At 44.5% G+C, this 23679-nt stretch carries 22 protein-coding genes, 1 pseudogene and 1 riboswitch; of the genes and pseudogenes, 16 read left to right on the plus strand and 7 right to left on the minus strand.

Features of this window, described 5'->3' with window-relative positions; translation table 11 throughout:
• Nucleotides 1-3: 3 nt before the first annotated feature.
• Nucleotides 4-666: pseudogene (locus A3CS_RS1000000112090) on the minus strand (NapC/NirT family cytochrome c); the annotation flags it as partial.
• Nucleotides 667-971: 305 nt separating this feature from the next.
• Between A3CS_RS1000000112090 and thiI the strand changes: the two are divergent.
• Nucleotides 972-2429 (plus strand): tRNA uracil 4-sulfurtransferase ThiI, encoded by a 1458-nt coding sequence (gene thiI, locus A3CS_RS0105080; RefSeq protein WP_019518292.1) that lies wholly within the window; start codon nucleotides 972-974, stop codon nucleotides 2427-2429.
• Nucleotides 2430-2512: 83 nt separating this feature from the next.
• Here thiI and pepE read toward each other — a convergent pair whose 3' ends face one another.
• On the minus strand, nucleotides 2513-3217 hold the full coding sequence (pepE, locus tag A3CS_RS0105085) for a dipeptidase PepE (RefSeq protein WP_005542137.1): 705 nt from the start codon (nucleotides 3215-3217) through the stop codon (nucleotides 2513-2515).
• Between the two features lie 182 nt (nucleotides 3218-3399).
• Here pepE and rhuM point away from each other — a divergent pair, with 182 nt between their 5' ends.
• Nucleotides 3400-4392 carry a virulence protein RhuM/Fic/DOC family protein gene (rhuM, locus tag A3CS_RS0105090; RefSeq protein ID WP_005546104.1) on the plus strand — a complete coding sequence of 331 codons (993 nt, stop codon included), beginning with the start codon at nucleotides 3400-3402 and terminating at the stop codon, nucleotides 4390-4392.
• A gap of 64 nt (nucleotides 4393-4456) precedes the next feature.
• Here rhuM and A3CS_RS0105095 read toward each other — a convergent pair whose 3' ends face one another.
• Nucleotides 4457-5425 carry a gluconeogenesis factor YvcK family protein gene (locus A3CS_RS0105095; RefSeq protein ID WP_005568127.1) on the minus strand — a complete coding sequence of 323 codons (969 nt, stop codon included), beginning with the start codon at nucleotides 5423-5425 and terminating at the stop codon, nucleotides 4457-4459.
• A gap of 219 nt (nucleotides 5426-5644) precedes the next feature.
• Nucleotides 5645-5793, plus strand: a riboswitch (molybdenum cofactor riboswitch).
• On the opposite strand from A3CS_RS0105095, the gene moaA reads away from it, so the two are divergent.
• The 6 genes from moaA (at nucleotide 5782) to A3CS_RS0105125 (ending at nucleotide 9347) form a co-directional block, all read left to right on the plus strand.
• The gene (gene moaA, locus A3CS_RS0105100) at nucleotides 5782-6795 is read left to right on the plus strand and encodes a GTP 3',8-cyclase MoaA (RefSeq protein WP_005546100.1); all 1014 of its coding nucleotides are present in this window, start codon (nucleotides 5782-5784) and stop codon (nucleotides 6793-6795) included. Its footprint overlaps the riboswitch before it by 12 nt.
• Nucleotides 6796-6846: 51 nt before the next feature.
• The gene (moaC, locus tag A3CS_RS0105105; RefSeq protein ID WP_005546098.1) at nucleotides 6847-7329 is read left to right on the plus strand and encodes a cyclic pyranopterin monophosphate synthase MoaC; all 483 of its coding nucleotides are present in this window, start codon (nucleotides 6847-6849) and stop codon (nucleotides 7327-7329) included.
• On the plus strand, nucleotides 7329-7577 hold the full coding sequence (gene moaD, locus A3CS_RS0105110; protein ID WP_005546096.1) for a molybdopterin synthase sulfur carrier subunit: 249 nt from the start codon (nucleotides 7329-7331) through the stop codon (nucleotides 7575-7577). The genes moaC and moaD overlap by 1 nt, the downstream gene beginning before the upstream one ends.
• A complete protein-coding gene (gene moaE, locus A3CS_RS0105115) occupies nucleotides 7578-8033 on the plus strand; it encodes a molybdopterin synthase catalytic subunit MoaE (protein ID WP_005546093.1) in 456 nt (151 codons plus the stop codon).
• Nucleotides 8034-8232: 199 nt separating this feature from the next.
• Nucleotides 8233-8874, plus strand: coding sequence for a stringent starvation protein SspA (gene sspA / locus A3CS_RS0105120; protein ID WP_019518293.1), 642 nt, complete (start codon nucleotides 8233-8235; stop codon nucleotides 8872-8874).
• An 11-nt stretch (nucleotides 8875-8885) separates the two neighbouring features.
• Entirely contained in the window at nucleotides 8886-9347 is a 462-nt protein-coding gene (locus A3CS_RS0105125) for a ClpXP protease specificity-enhancing factor (RefSeq protein ID WP_005546088.1), read from the plus strand.
• 162 nt (nucleotides 9348-9509) lie between these two features.
• On the opposite strand, the gene asnS is transcribed toward A3CS_RS0105125, so the two are convergent.
• On the minus strand, nucleotides 9510-10913 hold the full coding sequence (gene asnS / locus A3CS_RS0105130) for an asparagine--tRNA ligase (protein WP_005546085.1): 1404 nt from the start codon (nucleotides 10911-10913) through the stop codon (nucleotides 9510-9512).
• 195 nt (nucleotides 10914-11108) lie between these two features.
• Between asnS and A3CS_RS0105135 the strand changes: the two genes are divergently transcribed.
• Both A3CS_RS0105135 and bioD read left to right on the plus strand, forming a co-directional pair.
• Nucleotides 11109-12338, plus strand: coding sequence for an ROK family protein (locus A3CS_RS0105135; protein WP_005537595.1), 1230 nt, complete (start codon nucleotides 11109-11111; stop codon nucleotides 12336-12338).
• Nucleotides 12339-12414: 76 nt separating this feature from the next.
• A complete protein-coding gene (gene bioD / locus A3CS_RS0105140) occupies nucleotides 12415-13143 on the plus strand; it encodes a dethiobiotin synthase (protein WP_005546082.1) in 729 nt (242 codons plus the stop codon).
• Between the two features lie 88 nt (nucleotides 13144-13231).
• On the opposite strand, the gene lsrK is transcribed toward bioD, so the two are convergent.
• Together lsrK and lsrR are read right to left on the minus strand one after the other, a co-directional pair.
• Nucleotides 13232-14806: an autoinducer-2 kinase gene (gene lsrK / locus A3CS_RS0105145; RefSeq protein WP_005546079.1), complete on the minus strand. Its 1575-nt coding sequence runs from the start codon at nucleotides 14804-14806 to the stop codon at nucleotides 13232-13234.
• A gap of 48 nt (nucleotides 14807-14854) precedes the next feature.
• Nucleotides 14855-15820 carry a transcriptional regulator LsrR gene (lsrR, locus tag A3CS_RS0105150; protein ID WP_005537607.1) on the minus strand — a complete coding sequence of 322 codons (966 nt, stop codon included), beginning with the start codon at nucleotides 15818-15820 and terminating at the stop codon, nucleotides 14855-14857.
• Between the two features lie 243 nt (nucleotides 15821-16063).
• On the opposite strand from lsrR, the gene lsrA reads away from it, so the two are divergent.
• Genes lsrA through lsrG form a run of 6 tightly spaced genes read left to right on the plus strand, consistent with a single transcriptional unit; the run spans nucleotide 16064 to nucleotide 21998 of the window.
• On the plus strand, nucleotides 16064-17581 hold the full coding sequence (gene lsrA / locus A3CS_RS0105160; protein WP_005546077.1) for an autoinducer 2 ABC transporter ATP-binding protein LsrA: 1518 nt from the start codon (nucleotides 16064-16066) through the stop codon (nucleotides 17579-17581).
• Nucleotides 17582-17604: 23 nt separating this feature from the next.
• Nucleotides 17605-18621: an autoinducer 2 ABC transporter permease LsrC gene (gene lsrC / locus A3CS_RS0105165; protein ID WP_026161181.1), complete on the plus strand. Its 1017-nt coding sequence runs from the start codon at nucleotides 17605-17607 to the stop codon at nucleotides 18619-18621.
• Nucleotides 18622-18634: 13 nt separating this feature from the next.
• Complete coding sequence (gene lsrD, locus A3CS_RS0105170) at nucleotides 18635-19639, plus strand: autoinducer 2 ABC transporter permease LsrD (RefSeq protein WP_005546071.1); 1005 nt, start codon at nucleotides 18635-18637, stop codon at nucleotides 19637-19639.
• 24 nt (nucleotides 19640-19663) lie between these two features.
• Entirely contained in the window at nucleotides 19664-20761 is a 1098-nt protein-coding gene (gene lsrB / locus A3CS_RS0105175) for an autoinducer 2 ABC transporter substrate-binding protein LsrB (RefSeq protein WP_005567654.1), read from the plus strand.
• A 23-nt stretch (nucleotides 20762-20784) separates the two neighbouring features.
• Complete coding sequence (gene lsrF / locus A3CS_RS0105180; RefSeq protein WP_005544324.1) at nucleotides 20785-21663, plus strand: 3-hydroxy-5-phosphonooxypentane-2,4-dione thiolase; 879 nt, start codon at nucleotides 20785-20787, stop codon at nucleotides 21661-21663.
• Between the two features lie 32 nt (nucleotides 21664-21695).
• A complete protein-coding gene (gene lsrG, locus A3CS_RS0105185; protein ID WP_005544322.1) occupies nucleotides 21696-21998 on the plus strand; it encodes a (4S)-4-hydroxy-5-phosphonooxypentane-2,3-dione isomerase in 303 nt (100 codons plus the stop codon).
• Nucleotides 21999-22101: 103 nt separating this feature from the next.
• Here the strand turns inward: lsrG and pyk are convergent, their stop codons facing one another.
• Nucleotides 22102-23547 carry a pyruvate kinase gene (gene pyk / locus A3CS_RS0105190; protein ID WP_012821023.1) on the minus strand — a complete coding sequence of 482 codons (1446 nt, stop codon included), beginning with the start codon at nucleotides 23545-23547 and terminating at the stop codon, nucleotides 22102-22104.
• Between the last annotated feature and the right edge of the window lie 132 nt (nucleotides 23548-23679).

Below are 23679 nucleotides of genomic sequence, written 5' to 3' on the forward strand. Positions count from 1 at the left end.
TTACTCGGTCACTTCGGCAAATGGCATTAAGCGTACTTCACCGCCTTTCGCCCCTTGAGCTTTCACCATTTCGGTGGCGTATAAAGTAGTGTTTTCGGTTATCTGTCCACCCTTCGGTGCGCCGGATTTTGCCGTCGTTTGATCGGCGTGAACTTCAGGCAAAAAATGCACGATGCCTTTATGGCAATCAATACAGGTTTGTCCGTTGGCTTTGGCATCAATATGGGTTTGTTTGGCTAATTTTGTTTGGGCGGAAAGCTCCATAGCATCGAAGCTGTGACAGCTGCGACAGGTTTCCGAATCGGTGGCTTTCATATTGTCCCACACGCGCTGCGCCATTTCCGCACGGTGTTCTTCGTATTTTTCTTTGCTGTCCAATTTGCCTTGCATTTCATACCAAATATCTTTCAACGCAATGAATTTGGCTTTGACATAATGCCAGCCTTCCTGCGGTACGTGACAATCCGCACATTCGGCGCGAATGCCTTTGGCATTGGCAAAATGGCTGGAGCCTTCCCATTCCTGCTGCGGATGGCTCATGGAATGGCAGCTGACACAAAATTCCGGCGTGCCGGTTTCGTGCATGACAACCTGCGTTCCCCACAACGCACCGGCACCCAGCCCCATCAGGCAAAGTGCGGTTATAATTTTTTTTGTTTTTGACATGGAATCACTCCGATGTTTGAGCGTTTTAATAACTAAAAGGAATTTATAACTACAACGAGTTAGTGTTGATTCTAGTGTATCTAAATATAAATACTTTGATTTCAGTCAAGTAAAATAAATTAATTCCTTTATTTCCTTATAAATCAGTAAATTAATTTCATTTCTGTGATAACAATTACGATATAATCAATCGTTATATATATTTTTATATTAATAGGGTTTAAAAGGAGTTTGAGCCAATGGTAATTTTTGTGCTATCTGCTAAAATACGCCCCATTTTTCTATGGGTTAAAAAGTGAATTAACATGAAATTTATCGTCAAATTATTTCCTGAAATTATGATTAAAAGCGAATCCGTGCGGAAACGGTTCGTGAAAATTCTGACCTGCAATATTCGTAACGTATTGGCAAAGCACGACGACACCATCGCCGTGGTGAAACATTGGGATTACATCGAAGTGCGGTCAAAAATCGAAGAGAATTTACCGATGCTCATTGAGCAGTTGCAACGCATACCGGGGATTCATCATTTTCTACAAGTGGAAGAAAAACCCTTTAGCAGCCTCCATGATATTTTTGAACAAACCCTGTCTGATGTGGCTCCGCAACTGGAAAACAAGAGTTTTTGCGTGCGGGTGAAACGTAAAGGCAAACATGAATTTAATTCGCTGGATGCGGAACGCTATATCGGCGGCGGGCTGAATCAACATATCGCCAGTGCCAAAGTGCAGCTGAAAAATCCTGACGTGACGGTACGCATTGAAATTGAAGACGACAAAATGATGCTGGTACGCGCCCGTTATGAAGGCATCGGCGGCTACCCAATTGGCACGCAGGAAGACGTGCTGTCGTTGATTTCCGGCGGGTTTGATTCAGGTGTGTCCAGCTATATGCTGTTGCGTCGCGGTTCGCGCGTACATTATTGCTTCTTTAATTTAGGCGGCGCGGCGCACGAAATCGGCGTGAAACAAATGGCGTATCACATTTGGCAACGTTACGGCAGCTCGCACAAAGTGCGTTTTGTGGCGATTAATTTTGAAGGCGTGGTGGGCGAGATTCTGGAAAACGTGGATAACGGACAAATGGGCGTGGTGCTTAAACGCATGATGGTACGTGCCGCGTCTAAAATTGCCCAACGTTTCGACATTCAGGCGATCGTCACCGGTGAGGCGTTAGGACAGGTTTCCAGCCAAACCTTAACCAATTTACGTTTAATAGATGAAGCCGCCGAGGGATTGGTTCTACGCCCGTTAATCACGCACGACAAAGAACAAATCATCGCCATGGCGAAACACATTGGCACTGATGATATTGCCAAATCTATGCCGGAATTTTGCGGCGTGATTTCCAAAAATCCGACGGTAAAAGCCATCAAAGCGAAAATCGAGCAGGAAGAAGGCAATTTCAATTTTGCCGTGTTGGAAAGTGCGGTGGAAAATGCGCAATATTTGGATATTCGTCAAATCGCCGAGCAGACGGAGAAAGAGGTGGTTTCCGTCGATACCATTTCCGTGCTGGGCGCCAATGACGTGATCATCGACATCCGCAGCCCGGAGGAAATCGACGAAAAACCGCTACATATTGAAAAGCAAACGATGATTTTGTTGCCGTTTTACAAACTGTCCAATCAATTTGCCGAACTGGATCAAAGCAAAAACTATGTGCTGTATTGCGAACGCGGCGTGATGAGCAAATTGCAGGCGCTGTATTTGAAAGAGAGTGGATTTAATAATGTGAAGGTGTTCAAAAAGATACTTTCCTAATGCCTTCCTCGAATCAAAAGTGCGGTGGGTTTTCACGATGAAAAAACGTTGGGAAAACCCACCGCACTTTTTTATTTCAATCATTACATTTCAAACACGGAACCGGCAGGGATTTCATGTCGTTGCATATTTTCACTAAAACGCAAAATGTTATGATCGCCGAGGGTTTTCACCTGGTTGCCGTTAATTAACAACGCCGTGCCTTCCGGAAGGGCGTAAATCTGCGCTGTCGGATTGACCAGTAAAAATTCCTCAAATCGTTCTTCTCGGCTTTCGCCGTTATGTCCCGGGACTTTGCCGGAAATGAAATGCGGATTAATTTGATAAGGGAACAGATTAAGCGCATCAAATGACGGCGGGTACGTAATGGGCATATCGTTTGTAGTCATAATGGATTTGCTCGCTACATTGGCGCCGGCACTCCAACCGAAATAAGGCGTGCCGCTTTTGACTTTTTCACGAATAATGCTCAATAAATCATGCTCATACATTTGCTTTAACAAACAGAACGTATTGCCGCCGCCGATAGCGATCACATCCGCCTGTTCAATAATGGCACGATGTGGCTTGCCGTGGTGTACCGACTGAATTTCCATGTTCAACGGCGCCAGAATTTGTTGTACTTTTTGCTCATATTGATCGTTGTTTTGGCGCACACCCGCGTAAGGTACAAAGGCGATTTTCTTGCCTTGATACGCTGCTAAAAAATCTTGTAGCCACGGAATCGTGTGTTCCAAATACCCCGTATTGCCATATCGTGAACCGCTAAGCAGTAACATTTTTTGCATAATGAATCCTCCGGTGAAATAACCTTACCATTATGCTGACTTGGTTATTTTTATTAAGCAAAAAATGTGAATTTTGTGATCTGCGTAGCGATTTAAGTGCGGTCATCTTTTTCGGTGTTTTGCTTTTCTGATAATCTATTGCTGATTATATTGAGTCGGTTTATGGCATAAGGATTAATTCAATGAATAACCAAATACAAATTTACACTAGTCAGGACGGGAAGGTTTCGTTAACCGTGTCTTTTGAGAAGGAGACGGTTTGGCTTAGCCAGTCTGAAATGGCGAAATTATTTAGTACAAGTATAGATAATATTAGCCTGCACCTTAAAAATATATATTTGGAGCATGAGCTTGATGAAATTTTAACTACCGAGGATTTCTCGGTAGTTCGACAAGAAGGTAAACGTAAGGTTAAGCGTACAATTAAATATTACAATCTCGATGCTATCATTTCCGTCGGATATCGAATTAGTTCTAAGCGGGCAACGCAATTCCGTCAATGGGCTACACAAACCTTGAAGCAATATTTGGTACAGGGTTACGCATTAAATGATCGACGCTTACAAGAACGAGGGATTGAATTTGAACAAGTGATAGGTTTGCTTGGGCAGACCTTGAGTAATCAATCTTTGTTATCTGACGAAGGCAAAGCCGTATTGTCTGTTGTGCAGGATTATGCTAGGAGTTGGAGTTTGTTACAGGCTTACGATGAGCAAAGTCTAACGGCTAATCAGCATAAGCAAAATAATATGGTTCTGTTGGTGTTAGATGACGTATTACAGGCAATTTCTCAATTAAAACAGGCGTTAGTGGAAAAAGGGGAAGCGACGGCGTTGTTTGGACAACAACGAAATTCCGGTTTAGCCTCTGCCATTGCCACGATTGAACAAGGATTCGGTGACACGCTTTTTTATCCGAATGTTGCCAGCCGAGCGGCGAATTTATTGTATTTTATTATCAAAAATCATCCGTTGACCGATGGCAATAAACGCACGGGATCTTTCCTGTTTTTATGGTATTTGCGGTTGAATCAACACTTATTGGCAAGGCCGGTAGAACAATTGATTAATGACAATACTTTAGTGGCATTAGCATTGCTTGTGGCGGAAAGTTTGCCTGAACAGAAAGAACTCATGATTAAGTTGATTGAGCATTTTATTTTGCTAAAAAACTAGCATTCAAACTTTAGAATAAATAAAAGTGCGGTGAAAATTCTTTGTGTTTTTTCACCGCACTTTTTTAGATATTAATGGCTTCCAAATGTTCTTCGTCGTCGTGCGATTCCAGCAGTTCGCCCAATAGCTCGTCAATGGCGGAGCAGAGGAGGGCGCGGTCGTGGCGGTAGGTGATGTCGTCGGCGTTGAGGCGACCGGCGAGGATTTTGATGTCGTGCAGATTTTCCGGTGCGTTGTCAAAAGGAACAATGGCGGCATCAATGATCGGTTTGCCGATGGTGTCGTTAATCCAACGGATGCGATCAGCAAGGGAAAGCCTTGCTGCGGGGCTGCGTTCGATACCGAGATTATCAATAAAAATTTTCTTGGCTTGGCTTTGTTGCAGTTGTTCAATGACTTCAGACAAGAGAATCGGCGGTAGAATGCTGGTTAAAAAACTGCCGGGACCGAATAAAATCACTTCAGCTTCTTTTAATGCGCTAATGGCTTCCGGCGTGGCTTGCACATAGGGAACAAGAAAAATGGATTTTGGTAGTTCGGTTAAGCTGTCCACGCTCACTTCGCCTACCACGCTGGCGCCGCTGCCTGAAATGGCGGCGAGATGCACGGGCTGCTCCGACATTGGGATGATGAAGGATTTGACATCAAGCAAATCACGAATCAGATTAACCGCTTCCATCGGGCGAATATGTAAATCTTCCAATGCTTTTAGCATCAGATTGCCGAGATTGTGTCCCGCCAGTTCGCCGTTGCCGCTGAAGCGATATTCAAATAAGGCGGAGGCAGTGCTCGGCTGCGTAATGATTTGATTTAAACAATTGCGTAAATCGCCCCAGGCTATGCCGCCTTGAGCGCTACGAATGCGTCCGGTGGAACCGCCGTTATCGGTGGTGGTGACAATGGCGGTGAGGCGTTCGTTCATAAAACTTAAGGCTGACATGACCCGACCTAATCCGTGTCCTCCGCCAATCGCCACGATTTTTTTTATTTTGCTCAGATTTTCGTGTTGTTGATAGCCGTTAAAGTCCGCCATTTTATTTTCCTTTATTTTGTTTTCGGCAATAGTAACGATGATTTTAAATCGTAAGTTTATAATTATTATGAGGTAGATAAATACCTTTTATTGTTATTTTTATCGTTATGTAATTTATTATATAATTGATTTTAAAGAATTTTGTTATTTTATAATCTAGATCAAATTAATTGATTGCAATTGCCGAATTTAATCTTTTACAATACGAAAAACTTAATTTAACGCATATAACTCCGAGTTTACTTAACCTACGTTTTGGTCTCAAAATAGGGTGGTAATGCCAATAATACGCAGTTCGTATTATTCAGGGATACGTTGGAAACGATTTATCCTCTCCGTTTTTAGAAAGGTGTCAAATGCAAACCATTCCAATCAAAAATGTTGGGGCGACTCAACTAGTTGATTCGTTCCAACGTGCGTATTACTATTTGCGACTGTCAATTACCGATGTGTGTAATTTCCGTTGCAATTATTGTCTGCCTGACGGTTATCAACCGGAACCCAATAAGCCGAGCTTTTTGACCTTAGATGAAATTCGTCGTTTGGTGAATAGTTTCAGCATTATGGGAACGGAAAAAGTACGCCTCACCGGCGGCGAACCTACGCTCCGCAAGGATTTTCTCGCTATTGCTGAAACGATCAGCCAAATTGAAGGTATTAAACAAATTGCCTTAACCACCAATGGATTTCGTTTATTAAAAGACGTTGAACACTGGAAAAATGCCGGCATTACATCCATTAATGTAAGTGTTGACAGCTTGGATGTCAGAATGTTCCAACGGATTACCGGCGTAGATAAATTTGATGACATTATGCGTGGCATTGATCGCGCTTTTGAATGCGGCTATCAAAAAATCAAAGTAAATTCCGTGCTGATGAAAGACTTAAATGACAAGGATTTTTCCGGTTTTCTGGCGTGGATTAAAGATAAGCCCATTCAGATGCGTTTTATCGAATTAATGCAAACCGGCGAGATGAATGCTTTCTTCCAAAGACATCATTTATCCGGGCAGGTACTGGAACAAAAATTACTGCGTTCAGGTTGGCAGCTGCAGATGAAAAATCGCTCTGATGGTCCAGCAAAAGTGTTTCGCCATCCGGATTACGTAGGCGAAATTGGCTTAATCATGCCTTATGAGAAAAATTTCTGCGCCAGCTGTAACCGTTTACGGGTTTCCGCCAAAGGGAAATTGCACCTTTGTTTATTCGGCGAGGAAGGCATTGAATTACGCGATTTGTTACAATACGATAAGCAGCAACTCATTTTGCAATCAAGAATTTTTTCTGCGTTACAAGGTAAGCGTGAACATCATTATCTGCACATCGGCGATAGTGGCGTACGTAGTCATTTGGCAAGTATCGGCGGTTAATGCACGCCGATTTTGAAAAACAGCAAGAAAATCAACCGCACTTTAATTATCATGGCCACATTTACTCACATTAATTTCCATGGGGAAGCCAATATGGTGGACGTTTCCGCCAAAGCCGAAACCGTCCGTGAAGCCCGCGCTGAGGCTTATGTTTGTATGGCGCCCGAAACCTTACAAATGATCCTGTCCGGTCAGCATCACAAAGGCGATGTGTTCGCCACCGCCCGCATTGCCGGCATTCAGGCGGCAAAACGCACGTGGGAATTGATTCCCTTGTGCCATCCGTTATTGCTTTCGAAAGTTGAAGTGAGCTTAACGGCACTTCTTGAAACCAATCAGGTGCGTATTGAAAGCCTGTGTAAATTAACCGGTAAAACAGGCGTGGAAATGGAAGCCTTAACTGCGGCGAGTGTTGCCGCCTTGACGATTTATGATATGTGCAAAGCGGTGCAAAAGGATATGGTGATTGAATCCGTACGCTTGCTGGAAAAGTGCGGTGGAAAATCCGGGCATTTTATCGCGGAGGAAAAATAATGTTACGCGTTTTATTTTTTGCGCAAACCCGAGAATTAATCGGCTTGGATTTTATTGAAGTGGAAAGCGATTTCACAACGGCAGAAGATGTGCGCCAATACTTAGTAGCTGAGAAAGGCGATAAATGGGCGCTGGCATTGCAATCGGATAAATTATTGGTTGCTATAAATCAAACTCTGATGCCGCTGGAAAGTGCGGTCAAAAATGGCGATGAAATTGCGTTTTTCCCGCCGGTCACCGGGGGCTAAATGGACGATATTCAAATTTCCGTACAGGAGCAGCCTTTTGATCAAAATGCGGTTTACCATTGGTTAAGCGGGCAACATTCCGTGGGCGCTGTGGTGATTTTTGTAGGTAAAGTGCGTGATATGAATTTGGGCGAGGAAGTCAGCAGTTTATATTTGGAGCATTACCCCGCCATGACCCATAAAGCCTTGCTGGATATTGCGCAACAGGCGAAAGTGCGGTGGAATTTACAGAAGATTTCCATTATCCATAGGGTCGGATTATTGCATACGGGCGATGAAATCGTGCTGGTGGGAACGGCTTCGGCACACCGTGGCGATGCTTATCACGCCAATGAATTCATTATGGATTATTTAAAAACCAAAGCGCCTTTTTGGAAAAAGGAACAAATAGAAAAAGGTGAGCGTTGGATTGAAGAGCGAGATAGTGATTATGTCGCTGCCGATAAATGGAAATAAGGCTGAACCTATTTTATCCCTAACGGAAAAATCCTTGATTTCTTCATGAAACAGGGATTTTTTTCGGGCTGAGCGTAAAATCTCGTGGTTTTCTTGGAAAAGAACGGTCGCTTTATGCTAGAATAAGCGACCGTTTTTCTTGGTATCGGGTGATACCAATTGAATATTTTAAAATTATTTTGAGTCGTCGGAGGAATAGATGACAAGCTCTGCAAATAAACGTTCTGTAATGACGCTATTTTCAAACAAAACCGATGTTTATTGCCACCAAGTGCGCATCGTGTTAGCAGAGAAAGGCGTAGCTTATGAAACGGAAATTGTAGATCAGCAAGCATTATCAGAAGATTTAATGGAACTTAATCCGTATGGTACCTTGCCGACTTTAGTTGATCGTGATCTCGTCTTATTTAATTCCCGTATTATTATGGAATACCTGGATGAACGTTTTCCACATCCGCCGTTAATGCCGGTTTATCCTGTTGCGCGCGGCAAAAGTCGTTTATTAATGTTACGCATTGAACAGGATTGGTATCCAACCTTAGAAAAAGCACAATGCGACTTATCCGACACAGAGCGCGCCGCTGCATTGAAGCAATTGAAAGAAGAAATTCTGGCTGTTGCGCCGATTTTTAATCAGAACACCTATTTTATGAGTGACGAATTTAGCTTAATCGACTGCTATATGGCACCGTTGTTATGGCGTATGCAGGGATTAGGCGTAGAATTCAGCGGTGCCGGCAGCAAAGCGATTAAAGCCTATATGACCCGCGTGTTTGAACGGGATTCTTTCCTGCAATCCGTGGGCGAATTAGCGCCGAAAAATCTGATGGATGAAAAATAATAGGTCATCTCATGGAATATAAATCCTCACCGAAACGCCCCTATTTATTAAGGGCTTATTACGATTGGTTAATTGATAACGACTTCACGCCGTATTTAGTGGTAGATGCCACGTATTGGGGCGTAAAAGTGCCGGTGGAGTATGTCAAAGACGGACAAATCGTTTTGAATTTGTCTGCCAATGCCACCGGTAATTTACAATTGACTAATGATTTTATTCAATTTAACGCGCGTTTTCGTGGTGTGTCTCAGGATATTTATATTCCGCTTGGCGCTGCATTAGCGATTTATGCCCGTGAAAATGGTGACGGTGTGATGTTTGAACCTGAAGCCGCTTATGAACACCCTGAGCAGGCAGAAGAACAACCGACAGGTTTTGAAAATGCCGTAGATAAAGCGGATCAAAAGGATAAATCGGATAAACCAAAATCAGGCGAGAAAAAATCCACCTCCCATTTACGCATTGTAAAATAGTTGTTCGATCATCAAATAAAAAACACTGAAAAAAGATACCGCACTTTGGTATCTTTTTTGTTATCGGGGAAACAAAAGTGTGGTCGTTTTTTCCGGCAGTTTTGAAAGTATAAAAAAATCGCCTTGCTATATAAACAAGGCGATTTTTACGTTTATGATGAATTAGAAATTTGCGTTACGCGGAGCACGTGGGAACGGGATCACATCACGAATATTTTGCAACCCTGTCACATAAACAATTAAACGTTCAAAGCCCAAGCCAAAGCCGGAATGCGGAACCGTGCCGTAACGACGCAAATCACGATACCACCAATAATCTTCCGGATTTAGCCCCATTTCCGCCATGCGTTTGTCTAATACGTCTAAACGTTCTTCACGTTGCGAACCGCCGATAATTTCACCAATGCCCGGCGCTAAAACATCCATTGCCGCAACGGTTTGTCCATCGTCATTTAAGCGCATATAGAAGGCTTTAATTTCTTTCGGATAGTTTTTCACCACAACAGGGGATTTGAAATAATCTTCTGCCAAATAGCGCTCATGTTCGGAGGAAAGGTCAATGCCCCAAGAAACCGGGAATTCAAAGGTTTTACCGGATTTCAGTAAAATCTCAATGGCGTCGGTGTAATCCACTTGTGCGAAATCGGAGTTAATGAAACGTTCCAAACGATTAATCACATCGCCGTCAACGTGTTTGGCAAAGAATTCCAAATCATCGCGACGTTCTGCCAATACGGCACGGAAGACGTATTTCAACATATCTTCGGCAAGTTTGGCATTATCGGCAAGCGTGGCGAATGCCACTTCCGGTTCAATCATCCAGAATTCCGCTAAGTGACGGGTTGTGTTGGAGTTTTCAGCGCGGAAGGTTGGCCCGAAGGTGTAAATTTTACTTAATGCGCAAGCATAGGTTTCACCGTTTAACTGACCGGACACTGTGAGGAAAGATTCTTTACCGAAGAAATCCTGGCTAAAATCCACCGCACCTTTGTCGGTACGTGGCAAATTTTCTAAATCTAAGGTGGAAACGCGGAACATTTCACCCGCACCTTCGGTATCGGAAGCGGTGATTAGTGGGGTGGCAACCCAGTAGAAACCTTGTTCATGAAAGAAACGATGAATGGCTTGTGCCAAGCAATGACGAACACGGGCAACTGCACCGATAATATTGGTGCGCGGGCGTAGGTGCGCCACTTCGCGTAAATATTCGATAGAGTGACGTTTTGCCGCCATCGGGTAAGTTTCCGGATCTTCTACCCAACCGGTGACTTCCACTTTTTCCGCTTGTAATTCTACTGCCTGACCTTCTGCCGGCGATTCGACTACGGTGCCGGTGACAACCACGGAACAACCCGCCGTTAAGCGTAAAACTTCAGATTCATAATTGGCAATGTCATTATTTACAATAGCTTGAATGGGTGCGAAGCAAGAACCGTCATAAACGGCAAGAAAGGATAGGCCTGCTTTGGAGTCGCGACGGGTGCGCACCCAGCCGCGCACAGTCACTTTTTCGCCAATTGCAATTTTGCCTTGCAGCACATTTACAATTGATGCAATTTTTGTCATATATACCTCAAAATTAATACATTTTTGAAAACCGGGTTAGTTTACCTCAAGTTGGAAAAATTACCAAAATCTATCGGAATTTTTTATTTTTGTGACAGGGAACACAGATTTGACTTAAATTTCTTGAATAAAAGCAATGAACTGGTATAAATAATTTCACTAAATAAATTATTATAAAAAATACGGAATTATTTAATGAAAAAGGAAGACAAAACCCCATCTCGTTTAATTCAGCTTGGTAAAATTTACCGTTTAATAGAGCAGTTTGAAGAAATCTCACGTATTGAATTATCAAAACTTTCCGGTTTAGCGCCGGCATCCATTACATCGTTGAGCCGTTCCCTCATTGAAAAACGATTGATTATGGAAAAAACCTCAAGAAATACCGACAACCGCGGACGTCCTGCCATTGCCCTGTGTGTTTCGCCGTTTTATTGGCAAGCTTTATGTGCCACGTTAATGGAGGATCGGTTTGAAATTATTTTGAGTGAATTGGACGGCGTAATTATTGAACAAAGCGTTTTCCCCTTGCAAAAAGATGATTTAGAATGTCTGGATAAATTTCTGGTAAAAAGCGTCAAACAATTTCTGGCTGAAACCCACTCACTTGCCCGCCCGATAACCTTTTCCGTTACCGTGGGCGGTGAATTGGATAAAAATGGTTATTTAATTAAACTGGGATGTACGAAATTCGCCCATTTGGATCTGAAATCCTTGTTTACACCGTATTTCAATATTCCGATTTTAATTGCCGAATATTTCAAAACCTGGTTATTGGCGGAATCCACCTTGGGTAATGTGATCAACTGTGATGATGTACTGTTTTTACAGTTGGACGATGAAATTAACCTCAGCGTGTTATCAGAAGGGGAGCTGTTATTTAGCAGGGAACAGGACAAAATCAATATTAATCATTTGATTGTGCCGCGCTTAAACGAGCTTCAAGCGCTCATTAATCACGATTTACCGGAAGTTGAGCGTTACCAGGTACAACATCAAGTCACCCATCGGGCGATTGCACAGTTTATTGATGCCCTTTATCCGAATCGTGTTTTCAGCAACAATTCCGAGAAAATGAATTTCCTGTGTGAACAGATTCAATTAAAAGATAAAAACGCGTTGCGGATTATTGAACATATTACCGATTGCCTGGCTTATATCTTAATGAATCTGGTTCATATTTTTTCCGCGCGGCGGGTGATGCTAAACTCCAGCTTGCTGCAACTGAAAGATTTCCTGCTCGAACAGCTTAATCGTAAATTAAAATCCTATTTAGTCGATAACATCAGCACAGTTTCGGTGATTGCCGGCAAATATGAATGGAATAGCCCGATCGTCGCTGCTTCTGCGATTAAGCAGGGCATATATGACGGAAGTTTGCTGACTTCGTTGGTAAAACAAGAAGAAAACATCATAAATTTCTAAAACTTTGTTTTAGCTCAATATTACGCATTGTAATTTCCTTTAGAATCTATCTTACTAGTATGAGAAGGGGGATACAATGAGTAGTTTTTTTGTTACCGGTACGGACACCGATGTAGGTAAAACTGTTGTTAGTCGCGCGATTATGCAGGCTTTACAGAAAATCGGCATACAGGTCGTCGGTTATAAGCCAATTGCATTCGGTCAAGAAGACGTGATTTATCCCGACAGCCAAAAGCAAACTGCCGGCGATTATGACAGGAAAGACAATCCCGACGTATTAACGTTAATAAACAGTACTAAAGAAAAAGTGCATTACGAAGACGTCAACAGCTATACCTTCCGGCATTCCATGCCCATTTTGAATGAAAGTTGCAAACGTGTTCAAATTAATAAGCTAAATGTGGATTTAGCACGTTTGTGTTCCCGTTACCAATCTGTTTTAGTAGAAGGCGCCTTCGGTTGGCTAACACCGATCAATAAGGATTACAGTTTTGCCGATTGGGCCGGTGAGCAAAAAATGCCTGTTGTTTTAGTAGTGGGTATTAAAGAGGGGTGCATTAATCACACATTATTAACCGTGCAATCGATTCTTGAACGTGGTTTACCGCTGCTCGGCTGGGTCGCAAACCGAATAAACCCGGGTTTAGGACATTATGCCGAAGTGATCGAAACCCTAAAACAAAAAGTCGATGCGCCACTGCTGGGTGAGGTTTCTTATATTCACAAACCGGAAGAACAAGATCTCAGCCGTTTCATCACCGACATCGACCGCTTGACGTATATGCAAACGGAACCGGTGGCATAAAAGTGCGGTGGGTTTTACCGATGTTTTTTACGGTATATCAACAAAAAATCGTAGAGAGTTGTCCCCCCTACGATTTTTTTATCGTTCGCTACAACCCTGGTGCCTTCCACAAAGAAGTAGTTAATCCGCTATCAACCAGTTGTAATTGTTTTTTATAAATATCTGCCCATTGTGCTTTGTGAGCTTGGTATAAAGCATAGTTATCGGGATTCGGTTGATGTTGCCGTTCAAATTTAACCAGTTTTTTCCCCGCCTCGGCTAAGGTCGGATAAATGCCGACTCCGACGCCTGCGGCAATGGCACAACCCAGCGCTGTAGCTTCTTTGACAATCGGAATGTTTACCGTTAATCCGGTGACATCGGCTAAGATCTGGCTCCATAATTTGCCTTTAGACCCGCCGCCGGCAAAGACAATGGAGGTTAATTTAACTCCTGAGAATTTTTGCACCTGATCCAAATTGCAGGAAGAAACGATAGCAGCATTTTCTTCCAAGGCGCGGAATAATACGGCTTTGTTGCATTTGTCGGGATCGATAGAGAGATTAATAAAAGACGGTGCGGCGTGATACCAGGCTTTAAAATGCATGGCATCGGAGAAAATCGGGATCACGTCATTGGCGCCGACGGGCACGCGTTCCGCCATTTGTTCCAGCAACGCATAAGCATCGGTACCCAGTTTTTCCGCCAGTCTCTTTTCTTCTTCGCAAAATGCATCACGGAACCAGCGCATGGTTAATCCGGTGAAAAAGCTAATGGATTCCGCCTGTACTAACGGCGGGATAACGTGCGGGTTAATACGTACATTCATTTCCGGGTCGGTCACCGCCTGCGGTAAATTCACCACTTGTTGCCAGAACGTACCGCCGATAACTGCCGCTTGAGCGGGCTCGGTGACGCCTAAACCAATACAACCTAACTGCACGTCCCCGCCGCCGACCACAACCGGTGTGCCCTGTATTAAACCGGTTTGTTGTGCAACTTCTGAAGTCACTTCACCTAAACGCGTACCGGTTTCTTTTATCGGCGTCAGAATATTTGAATTTAACCCCGCCATATCCAGTAATTCCGGCGACCATTGACGTGTTGTCAGGTTCAACATGCCGGTCGTGCCCACATTGGAAGGTTCCACCGCCAGTTCGCCGCTTAACATAAATGCCAGCCAATCGCTGATCATGGAAATGGCTTTAGTGTGGCGATAAATATCGGGGCGATGATGTGCCAGCCATAGTAGGCGGGGAACGGCGCTCAGTGCCAACGTTTGACCGGAGACGGAATACAGCTGTTGTTCAAACGTATAGTTATGTAGCGTTTTTAGCTCTTTGACTTCTTCCACCGCACGGGCATCTACGTTACCACACGCCCAAATCGGTGTTTTATGCTCATCGTAAAGTACGATTCCTTCACGCATGGAACAGGTGGAAATGGCGGCAATTTGCTGTGGCTGAACTTGAGATTTATTCAATACTTGACGAATACAATCGCAGGTTAACTGCCAATTATTGGTTAAATTAAATTCCATTGAACCGGGAATATCGGGATCGGATAAGTGCGTCCATTCCCGTTGAGCGGCGGCGATTTGATTACCGTCTAAATCAAAAATAACCGCCCGAACACTTCCTGTACCGGCATCTAATGCCATCAAATAAACAGCTTGATTGTTCATTATTTTCTCCTCTTTGTTTGGGAAGAAAATAAGCCCGCTACACCTCTGCTAAACCAACTGCGCCAACATCATTCGAGCCGTGTTTTCTTCCGTAACCAATGAATTAATATGATTGCCGTGCAATGCGCTTAAAATCGCTTCGACTTTGTCTTCACCGCCGGCGACACCAATAACATGCGGAATTTTTTTCAGATTTTCTAACGAAACGCTGATTAATTCCTCATGTAACGGCATATCCGGTTGTAAACTGCCGTCTTTACGCATGAAATAACCGAGAATATCGCCCACTGCACCCTGATTCCGAATAATTTGTTGTTTTTCCTCTGTAATATAACCGGAGCGGAGAAGGGTAGCCAGTCCTTTTTGGCGGGTGGCGCCGATGCCGACGATTGCCGCATTGGCACTACAAGCCGCCAGCATAATATCGCGCACACAGGCTTCCCGTTTGAATAGCTTTGCCGCTTCAATTGAAGACGCCCGCAAAGGTGCGGGAATGATACTTACCGAGCAGGAACCGTCTAATTGTCCGATACCTTTCATATAAGGTCCGACACCGCCCGATAAGGTGATTAATTTAATTGCATTATGTGTGATGAATTCATTGGCGTATTTCAGCGTTTTCATAATGGTGTCGCCGAAACCGATTGCCAGCATCTGATTCGGTTTAAGCAACGACATCAGCATTTGTGCCGCGCCGATGCCTAATCGTTCATTGATTTCATGTTGCTCCAGCGTTGGCAGAATACGTATATGCTTTAATCGGAAGTGTTGTTGTAGCGCTTCTTCCAGTTCCAGACAACCGGTAAAGCGGGAATTGATCTGGACTTTAATAATGCCTGATTGACGCCCTTTTTCCAGTAGCCTGGATACTTTTAAACGCGGCAGTTTTAGTCTGTCGCCGATTTCGCTTTGTGTCAGGTTATCGTGATAATAAAACCAGGCAATTCGTGCCAACAATTCTTCTTCGCCGAAACTTTGGATCGTTTCTTGATTATCCGTCATTAATTCGTTCATATGATTTATTTGTTTTTATTGATTTTGGGTATTATTCATTTGTTTTTTATTATTATCAATTGTTCTTACCGTTTTTTTGTAAAAGCATGATGGAGATCACTTTTTAAAAAATTAAAGGCGATTTTTAGATAATATTATCCAGATTTGTGATCTAGTTCTCAGAAATTTTGTGCATTCCTGACTAGTATTTTGAAAAAATGTTTTTTTAAAATACATTTGTTCATTCTATGCGGCAGGTAAAAGATGCAAACTCACATTTCAGAGCCAAAATGCTTAATATCCGCCCGAAACATCGGTAAGTCGTTTTCCGGCGTGGAAGTGCTGAAAGCCATTGATTTTTCCTTATATGCCGGTGAAGTGCACGCACTGCTCGGCGGTAACGGGGCGGGGAAATCCACGCTGATGAAAATTATCGCCGGCATTCAGCCACAAGATATAGGCGAACTGGAGATTCACGGGGTGCGACAAAATAAGCTTTCTCCGAATAAAGCCCATCAGCTCGGTATTTATTTGGTGCCGCAGGAGCCGCTGTTATTTCCGAATTTAACGGTGAAGGAAAATATTTTATTCGGCTTAACCCGTCATGAAAAAACATCGGAAAAACTGACCGCACTTTTAGCTGAACTGAACTCCCATTTAAAGCTGGATATGCCGGCGGGTTCGTTGGACGTTGCCGATCAACAGCTGGTGGAAATTATGCGTGGGCTTATGCGTAATGCGTCTATTCTGATTCTGGACGAACCCACCGCCTCTTTAACGCCAATTGAAACGGAGAACCTATTTAATAAAATTCGTTCGTTGTTGGAAAAGGGTGTGGGCATTGTCTTCATTTCTCACAAACTTCCCGAAGTGTGGCAGATTTCTCATCGTATTAGCGTCATGCGCGACGGCTATATTGCACTAACCGGCAGTACTGCCGAGTTGAATAAAGACGATGTGATTACCGCCATCACGCCGAAGGCGAAAAATGCCCAATTAACGGAAAGCCAAAAATTATGGCTGGCGTTGCCGGGACATAACCGTGTGAAAGCTACCGATAAGCCGATTTTGCAGGTGCAGGATTTGACGGGCGAAGGATTTAAAAATGTCACTTTTGATATTTATCCCGGTGAAATTTTAGGCTTGGCGGGCGTGGTTGGCGCAGGGCGAACCGAATTGGCGGAAACCTTATATGGGCTACGTAAACCAAAGTGCGGTCAGATTTTCTTAGATAATCAGGAAATCAGCGGGTACGATATTAAAGATCGCCTACACCAAGGCATTGTTTACTTACCGGAAGATCGCCAGGCTTCCGGATTATATTTGGATTCGCCGTTAACCTGGAATGTCTGTGGGTTGACCTATAACGATATGGGATTCTGGCTGGACACGACGAAGGAAAGCGCTATTCTGGAGCGCTATTATCGCGCTATCGGCATTAAGTTCAGTGACGAGCGACAGGCGGTCAGAACGCTGTCCGGCGGGAATCAGCAAAAAGTGTTGATTGCCAAGTGTCTGGAAGCGGATCCGGCGTTATTGATTGTGGACGAGCCGACACGCGGTGTGGACGTAGGAGCGCGTGTGGATATTTATCAGCTCATCAAAAATATCGCCAAACAAAATGTGGCGGTGCTGTTTATTTCTTCCGATTTAGAAGAAATTGAACATATGTCCGACAGGGTATTGGTGATGCATGACGGGCAAATTAGCCATTCTTTGATCGGTGAGGCGATTAATACCAACAATATCATGCAAATGGCGTTCGGCAGTACGCACGGGTAGGAGAATCGATGATGGGAAAATTGATGCTGAAACTGATTCAGGATAATCGTGAACTGACCATTCTTATTGCCATCGGTTTGTTATTTTTACTGTTAGGTTTTGTCGGAAACGGCTTTCATTTGCAAACCTTAAGCATGGTGTTTAATTCCGCGCAAATTGTGATTTTGCTGGCGATTGGCGCCACTTTTGTCATTTTAACCCGCAACATCGACGTGTCCGTCGGTTCCACCATGGGGCTTTGTGCGGTTATTGTCGGCAGTTTGTTAAACGCCGGTTATGGTTTAGTCTCCGCTTTTCTTATTACTTTATGCTGCGGCTTGGCTGCGGGATTATTAAACGGTGTATTGGTAACCACGTTACGTATTCCCGCCATTGTCGCCACCTTGGGAACGCTGGGGTTATACAAAGGCATTATGTTGTTGATTACCGGCGGGAAATGGATTGAAGGCTTGCCACAAGAATTGAAAACGTTCTCCGAACCTGTTTTTTTACATATTTCGCCTATCGGTTGGATCCTGCTTATCTTGATTCTCACCACGTATTATTTCTTAACGAAGCTCCCCGCCGGACGTAATTTTTATGCGGTGGGGGATAATCTGCAAGGGGCGATGCAACTGGGCGTGCGTATTGATCAGGTGAGAATCGTGGCTTTCGCCATAAACGGCATGATGGCGGCAATTGCCGGGATTGTTTTTGCCTCGCAAATCGGTTTTGTGCCGAATTCTACCGGCAACGGCTTGGAAATGAAGGCGATCGCTGCCTGCGTACTGGGCGGGATCAGCTTGCTCGGCGGCACGGGGAATTTAATCGGCGCGGTGTTGGGCGCCTATTTCCTGATTCAAATCGATACGATTTTGGTGCTGCTTAAAGTGCCTGCCTATTGGAACAATTTTGTTGCCGGTATCGTACTGCTCGCCGTATTGGTGTTTGACGGACGGATTCGCGTGATGATCGCCAATAATTTGAAATTACAACGTTATGCCCGTTTTCTGAAAGATGAAAATAGCACGGGCGTTGATATAAAAGTGCGGTCGAAATAAGGAGGGAATAATTATGTTGACGTTGAAAAGATACGGCTGGGAATTGACGTTATTCTGTTTGGTCATCATTGAAATTCTCGGTTTCTGCGCTTTCAATCCGCGTATGCTGGATTTAAACGTGCTGCTTTACAGCACCAGCGATTTTATTTATATCGGTATGCTTGCCTTGCCGTTGACCATGATTATCGTCAGCGGCGGCATGGATATTTCCTTCGGCTCCACCGTCGGCTTATGTGCTATTACCTTGGGTGTGTTGTTTAAAGCCGATGTGCCGTTGATATTGGCGATTCCGTTAACTTTTGTTGCTGGCATATTATGCGGTTTGATTAATGCCGGATTGATTCTCTACACCAAAGTGAATCCATTGGTGATCACCTTAGGCACTATGTACCTATTCGGCGGTGGTGCGTTGTTGCTGTCCGGTTTTGCCGGCGCGACAGGTTATGAAGGCATCGGTGGCTTTCCTGATGCGTTGCTGGACTTCGCCAATCAAACCTTATTCGGCATTCCGACGCCGATCCTGTATTTTCTGTTAATGACGCTGATCTTTTGGTTATTAATGCACAAAACCACCATCGGCAGAAGCACGTTTTTAATCGGGCAAAGTGAACGCACTTCCCGTTACAGCGCCGTGCCGATTCGTCGCACATTATTATTGATTTATTCCTTTATTGGCGTTATTGCTGCGTTTGTGGCGGTGTTGCTGGTGTCTTATTTCGGTTCCGCCCGCTCCGACTTAGGCAGTTCCCTGCTGATGCCGGTATTGACCGCCGTGGTGTTGGGCGGTGCCAATATCTATGGCGGAGCCGGTTCCATTATCGGCACGGCGATTGCCGCCATGCTCATCGGTTATTTGCAACAAGGATTGCAAATGATCGGTATTCCCAATGAAATTTCCGGTGCTTTATCCGGCGCCTTACTTATTATCGTGTTAAGCGGCAAGTCCGTCAGTTTGCATTATGGTGCTATTGTGCAATGGGTTCGTCGGCGAACCGAACGTCAGGCAGCAGTAGATTAAATTCAACTCAAGAGGAGAATGAATATGAAAACGCGTGTAAAATTATTCACAAACTCGATCTCTCGTTTGTTCACCCCTAACGGGGCCGTTGGCAAAGCCAACGTTCAAAAAACGCCGTTTTTTGTGACCGCACTTTCCGTGTTACTCGGTTTATCCGTTGTGGCGACGGCACAGTCAGCTGACCGTATCGCCTTTATTCCTAAACTGGTAGGCGTCGGCTTCTTTACCAGTGGCGGGCAAGGTGCTACCGAAATGGGAAAAACCTTGAGCGTAGATGTCACTTATGATGGTCCGACAGAACCGAGCGTGCCCAATCAGGTGCAACTGATCAATAACTTCGTGAACCAAGGCTACAACGCGATTGTAGTGTCGGCGGTTTCCCCGGACGGTTTATGTTCTACTTTGCAACGCGCCATGAAACGCGGTGTAAAAGTATTGACTTGGGACTCCGACACCAAACCGGAATGCCGTAGTCACTATATCAACCAAGGCACACCGGAACAGTTAGGTTCTATGTTGGTAGATATGGCGGCAAACCAAATCAGCAAACCGAAAGCCAAAGTGGCGTTTTTCTATTCCAGCCCGACGGTCACCGACCAAAATCAATGGGTGAAAGAAGCTAAAGCGAAAATTGCCAAAGATCATCCGGAATGGGAAATTGTAATCACTCAATTTGGTTATAACGACGCTATTAAATCCCTGCAAACCGCCGAAAGCATTTTGAAAGCCTACCCTGATTTAGATGCCATTATCGCACCGGATGCCAACGCATTACCGGCGGCTGCACAGGCGGCGGAAAATCTGAAAGTCAATTCCGTGGTTATTGTTGGGTTTAGTACCCCGAATGTGATGCGCCCTTATGTGAAACGCGGCACGGTGAAACAATTCGGTTTATGGGATGTAGTGCAACAAGGCAAAATTTCTGTGGCTGCCGCCAATGCCTTATTGAAAGGTGAAAAATTAAATGTGGGCGATAAATTGAACGTGCAAGGTATAGGCACGATTGAAGTCTCGCCGAACAAAGTACAAGGCTACGAATATGAAGCGGACGGCAACGGCATTATTTTATTGCCTGAACGCGTGGTATTCACCAAAGACAATATCGACAACTACAATTTCTGATTAGCGAAGAGAGGAGTATTTCAATGGCAGATTTAGATGACATCAGAGACGGTAAAGATTTCGGTTTGGATCGACCGCAAACCAATCAGGCGTTTTATTTAAAAGGTGCCGGCGCGTTGGATTGGGGAATGCAATCCCGTTTGGCGAATATTTTTAATCCGAAAACCGGCAGAACTATTATGCTGGCGTTCGACCATGGTTACTTCCAAGGGCCGACTACGGGGCTGGAACGTATTGATCTGCACATCGCCCCGTTATTTGAATATACCGACGTATTAATGTGCACCCGCGGTATTTTGCGTAGCGTCGTGCCGCCCTCCACCCGCAAACCTGTTGTGTTGCGTTCATCCGGTGCCAATTCGATTTTGACTGAATTATCCAACGAAGCGGTGGCGGTGTGTGTGGAAGATGCTTTGCGCCTGAATGTATCCGCCATGGCGGCACAGGTGTATATCGGTTCGCAACATGAACATCAATCCATTAAAAATATTATTCAGTTGGTGGATCAGGGGACGCGTTACGGTATGCCGACCATGGCGGTAACGGGCGTAGGTAAAGATATGGCGCGGGATCAGCGCTATTTTTCCTTGGCAACCCGTATCGCGGCGGAAATGGGTGCGCATATCATCAAAACCTATTATGTGGATAAAGGCTTTGAACGTGTAACTGCCGGTTGCCCGGTACCGATTGTCATTGCCGGCGGTAAAAAACTCCCGGAACAAGAGGCGCTGGATATGTGCTACAAAGCCATTGATCAAGGGGCTTCCGGTGTGGATATGGGGCGTAATATCTTCCAATCCAACGCGCCGATTGCCATGTTAAAAGCGGTACATGCCATCGTTCACGGCAGTGAAAATGCAGAAAAAGCCTATCAATTATATCTGCATGAAAAAAATGCGTAGTATTTCTCATTTTTTGCAATAAGGAGTCTGTTATGTTTGCAATGTTGGTAGAAATTAATATCAAGGAAGGTAAAGAGCTGGAATTTCTCGACGTCTTTGAGCGTAATCATATCGGTACCCGACAGGAGCCGGGCAATTTGCGTTTTGATGTTTTGCGTGATCCGGAAGTTCGCACCCGTTTTTACGCTTATGAAGTCTATGTGAACGAAGCCGCTTTGGAAGAACATCGCAAAACGGCGCATTATCATCGCTGTGTTGCCGAGTTGGAACCCATAATGACCGGCAGTCGAAGTAAAAAAATCTTTGAATGGGTGTTTCCTGAAACCGTTAATTGATAAGCAACGCATGAAGTGCGGTTGAAATTTTCGGTGTTTTTTCTTCACACAAAAAAGGCTTAGAATTCTCTAAGCCTTTTTTATCTGTTTATCGTTACGTTAATTATTCAACGGTAAGGATACGACAGGTGTTGGTGTTGGAACCGCTGTTGGCGAATTCTGCACCTTGGGTTAATAACACGGTGTCGCCGGACATTAAGAAGCCTTTTTCTTTTAACAGATTAATGGCTTTTTGCGCGCCTTCGATGGTGCGGCTGACATCATCGTAATAAATCGGAGTTACACCGCGATACAACGCACACAGGTTTAAGGTATTTTGATTGCGGGATAAGGCAAAAATCGGTAAGCCGGAGCTAATGCGAGACATTAACAGCGGGGTGCGACCGGAACTGGTCATAGCGATAATTGCAGTCACGCCTTTCATGTGGTTTGCCGCGAACATGGCGGACATGGCAATGGTTTCTTCAGGATTGTCGAATTCCATATCCATACGATGATGAGAAGTATTTACGCTAGGCATTTTTTCCGCACCTAAACATACTTTCGCCATGGCGGCAACGGTTTCGGCGGGGTATTGACCGGCGGCGGTTTCGGCAGAAAGCATTACTGCGTCGGTGCCGTCCAATACCGCGTTCGCCACGTCCATGACTTCCGCACGGGTTGGCATTGGGTTGCTGATCATAGATTCCATCATTTGTGTCGCGGTGATTACCACGCGGTTTAATTTACGGGAGCGGCGGATTAATTTTTTCTGTACGCCGACCAATTCCGGATCACCGATTTCCACCCCTAAGTCACCACGGGCAACCATGATGATGTCGGAAGCCAGAATGATGTCGTCCATCGAAGCATCGTCAACAACGGTTTCGGCACGTTCAACTTTGGCAACGATTTTGGCATTTAAGCCGGCTTCTTGGGCTAATTGACGGGCGTAGTTTAAATCTGCGCTGGAGCGCGGGAAGGAGACGGCAAGGTAGTCAACGCCGATACGCGCGGCGGTAATGATGTCCGCTTTGTCTTTTTCGGTTAAGGCATTGGCAGATAAGCCGCCGCCTAATTTGTTAATCCCTTTGTTGTTGGATAACGGGCCGCCTACAGTCACTTCGGTGAAGACTTTCGCGCCTTCGGGGGATAATACTTTTAATTGTACGCGACCATCGTCTAATAACAGAATATCGCCCGGTACAACGTCTTGTGGAAGGGTTTTGTAGTCTAAGCCGACAACTTCTTGTGTACCTTCGCCTTTCGGTAATTCTGCGTCTAATACGAATTTATCGCCGACGTTTAAGAAGATTTTGCCGTCTTTAAAGGTGGATACGCGAATTTTAGGGCCTTGTAAGTCACCTAAAATCGCCACGGTTTTACCTAATTTTTTGGCAATTTCACGTACATGTTCTGCGCGGGCGATATGATCTTCTGGTGAGCCGTGTGAGAAATTCATACGTACTACGTTGGCACCGGCAGCAATGATTTTTTCTAAATTGTTACCACGGTCTGTTGAAGGTCCCATAGTACATACAATTTTCGTTCTTCTTAGTCTTCTGGACATTAAGATTTCTCCGTAATTGGTTGTATTGTAAAACTTTTTATTGCGGGCGCAGGTTTCAACAATTACCCACAAGAACCGGGCGGTATTATACGCCGAAAATAAAGTTAGATCGAGATCACATTTCAGGAAAAA

Source organism: Aggregatibacter actinomycetemcomitans DSM 8324, from assembly GCF_000372365.1.
Classification (GTDB): domain Bacteria; phylum Pseudomonadota; class Gammaproteobacteria; order Enterobacterales; family Pasteurellaceae; genus Aggregatibacter; species Aggregatibacter actinomycetemcomitans.

Excerpts from the sequence above, each read along its gene's own strand:
- lsrD (WP_005546071.1), top strand. The coding sequence starts at position 18,635 with ATGTTGACGTTGAAAAGATACGGCTGGGAATTGACGTTATTCTGTTTG.
- A3CS_RS0105095 (WP_005568127.1), bottom strand. The coding sequence starts at position 5,425 with ATGGCGGACTTTAACGGCTATCAACAACACGAAAATCTGAGCAAAATA.
- lsrA (WP_005546077.1), top strand. The coding sequence starts at position 16,064 with ATGCAAACTCACATTTCAGAGCCAAAATGCTTAATATCCGCCCGAAAC.
- lsrB (WP_005567654.1), top strand. The coding sequence starts at position 19,664 with ATGAAAACGCGTGTAAAATTATTCACAAACTCGATCTCTCGTTTGTTC.
- lsrC (WP_026161181.1), top strand. The coding sequence starts at position 17,605 with ATGCTGAAACTGATTCAGGATAATCGTGAACTGACCATTCTTATTGCC.
- sspA (WP_019518293.1), top strand. The coding sequence starts at position 8,233 with ATGACAAGCTCTGCAAATAAACGTTCTGTAATGACGCTATTTTCAAAC.
- pepE (WP_005542137.1), bottom strand. The coding sequence starts at position 3,217 with ATGCAAAAAATGTTACTGCTTAGCGGTTCACGATATGGCAATACGGGG.
- lsrR (WP_005537607.1), bottom strand. The coding sequence starts at position 15,820 with ATGAACGAATTAATGACGGATAATCAAGAAACGATCCAAAGTTTCGGC.
- lsrK (WP_005546079.1), bottom strand. The coding sequence starts at position 14,806 with ATGAACAATCAAGCTGTTTATTTGATGGCATTAGATGCCGGTACAGGA.
- A3CS_RS0105125 (WP_005546088.1), top strand. The coding sequence starts at position 8,886 with ATGGAATATAAATCCTCACCGAAACGCCCCTATTTATTAAGGGCTTAT.
- bioD (WP_005546082.1), top strand. The coding sequence starts at position 12,415 with ATGAGTAGTTTTTTTGTTACCGGTACGGACACCGATGTAGGTAAAACT.
- rhuM (WP_005546104.1), top strand. The coding sequence starts at position 3,400 with ATGAATAACCAAATACAAATTTACACTAGTCAGGACGGGAAGGTTTCG.
- lsrF (WP_005544324.1), top strand. The coding sequence starts at position 20,785 with ATGGCAGATTTAGATGACATCAGAGACGGTAAAGATTTCGGTTTGGAT.
- moaC (WP_005546098.1), top strand. The coding sequence starts at position 6,847 with ATGGCCACATTTACTCACATTAATTTCCATGGGGAAGCCAATATGGTG.
- A3CS_RS0105135 (WP_005537595.1), top strand. The coding sequence starts at position 11,109 with ATGAAAAAGGAAGACAAAACCCCATCTCGTTTAATTCAGCTTGGTAAA.
- moaE (WP_005546093.1), top strand. The coding sequence starts at position 7,578 with ATGGACGATATTCAAATTTCCGTACAGGAGCAGCCTTTTGATCAAAAT.
- asnS (WP_005546085.1), bottom strand. The coding sequence starts at position 10,913 with ATGACAAAAATTGCATCAATTGTAAATGTGCTGCAAGGCAAAATTGCA.
- thiI (WP_019518292.1), top strand. The coding sequence starts at position 972 with ATGAAATTTATCGTCAAATTATTTCCTGAAATTATGATTAAAAGCGAA.
- moaD (WP_005546096.1), top strand. The coding sequence starts at position 7,329 with ATGTTACGCGTTTTATTTTTTGCGCAAACCCGAGAATTAATCGGCTTG.
- pyk (WP_012821023.1), bottom strand. The coding sequence starts at position 23,547 with ATGTCCAGAAGACTAAGAAGAACGAAAATTGTATGTACTATGGGACCT.
- lsrG (WP_005544322.1), top strand. The coding sequence starts at position 21,696 with ATGTTTGCAATGTTGGTAGAAATTAATATCAAGGAAGGTAAAGAGCTG.
- moaA (WP_005546100.1), top strand. The coding sequence starts at position 5,782 with ATGCAAACCATTCCAATCAAAAATGTTGGGGCGACTCAACTAGTTGAT.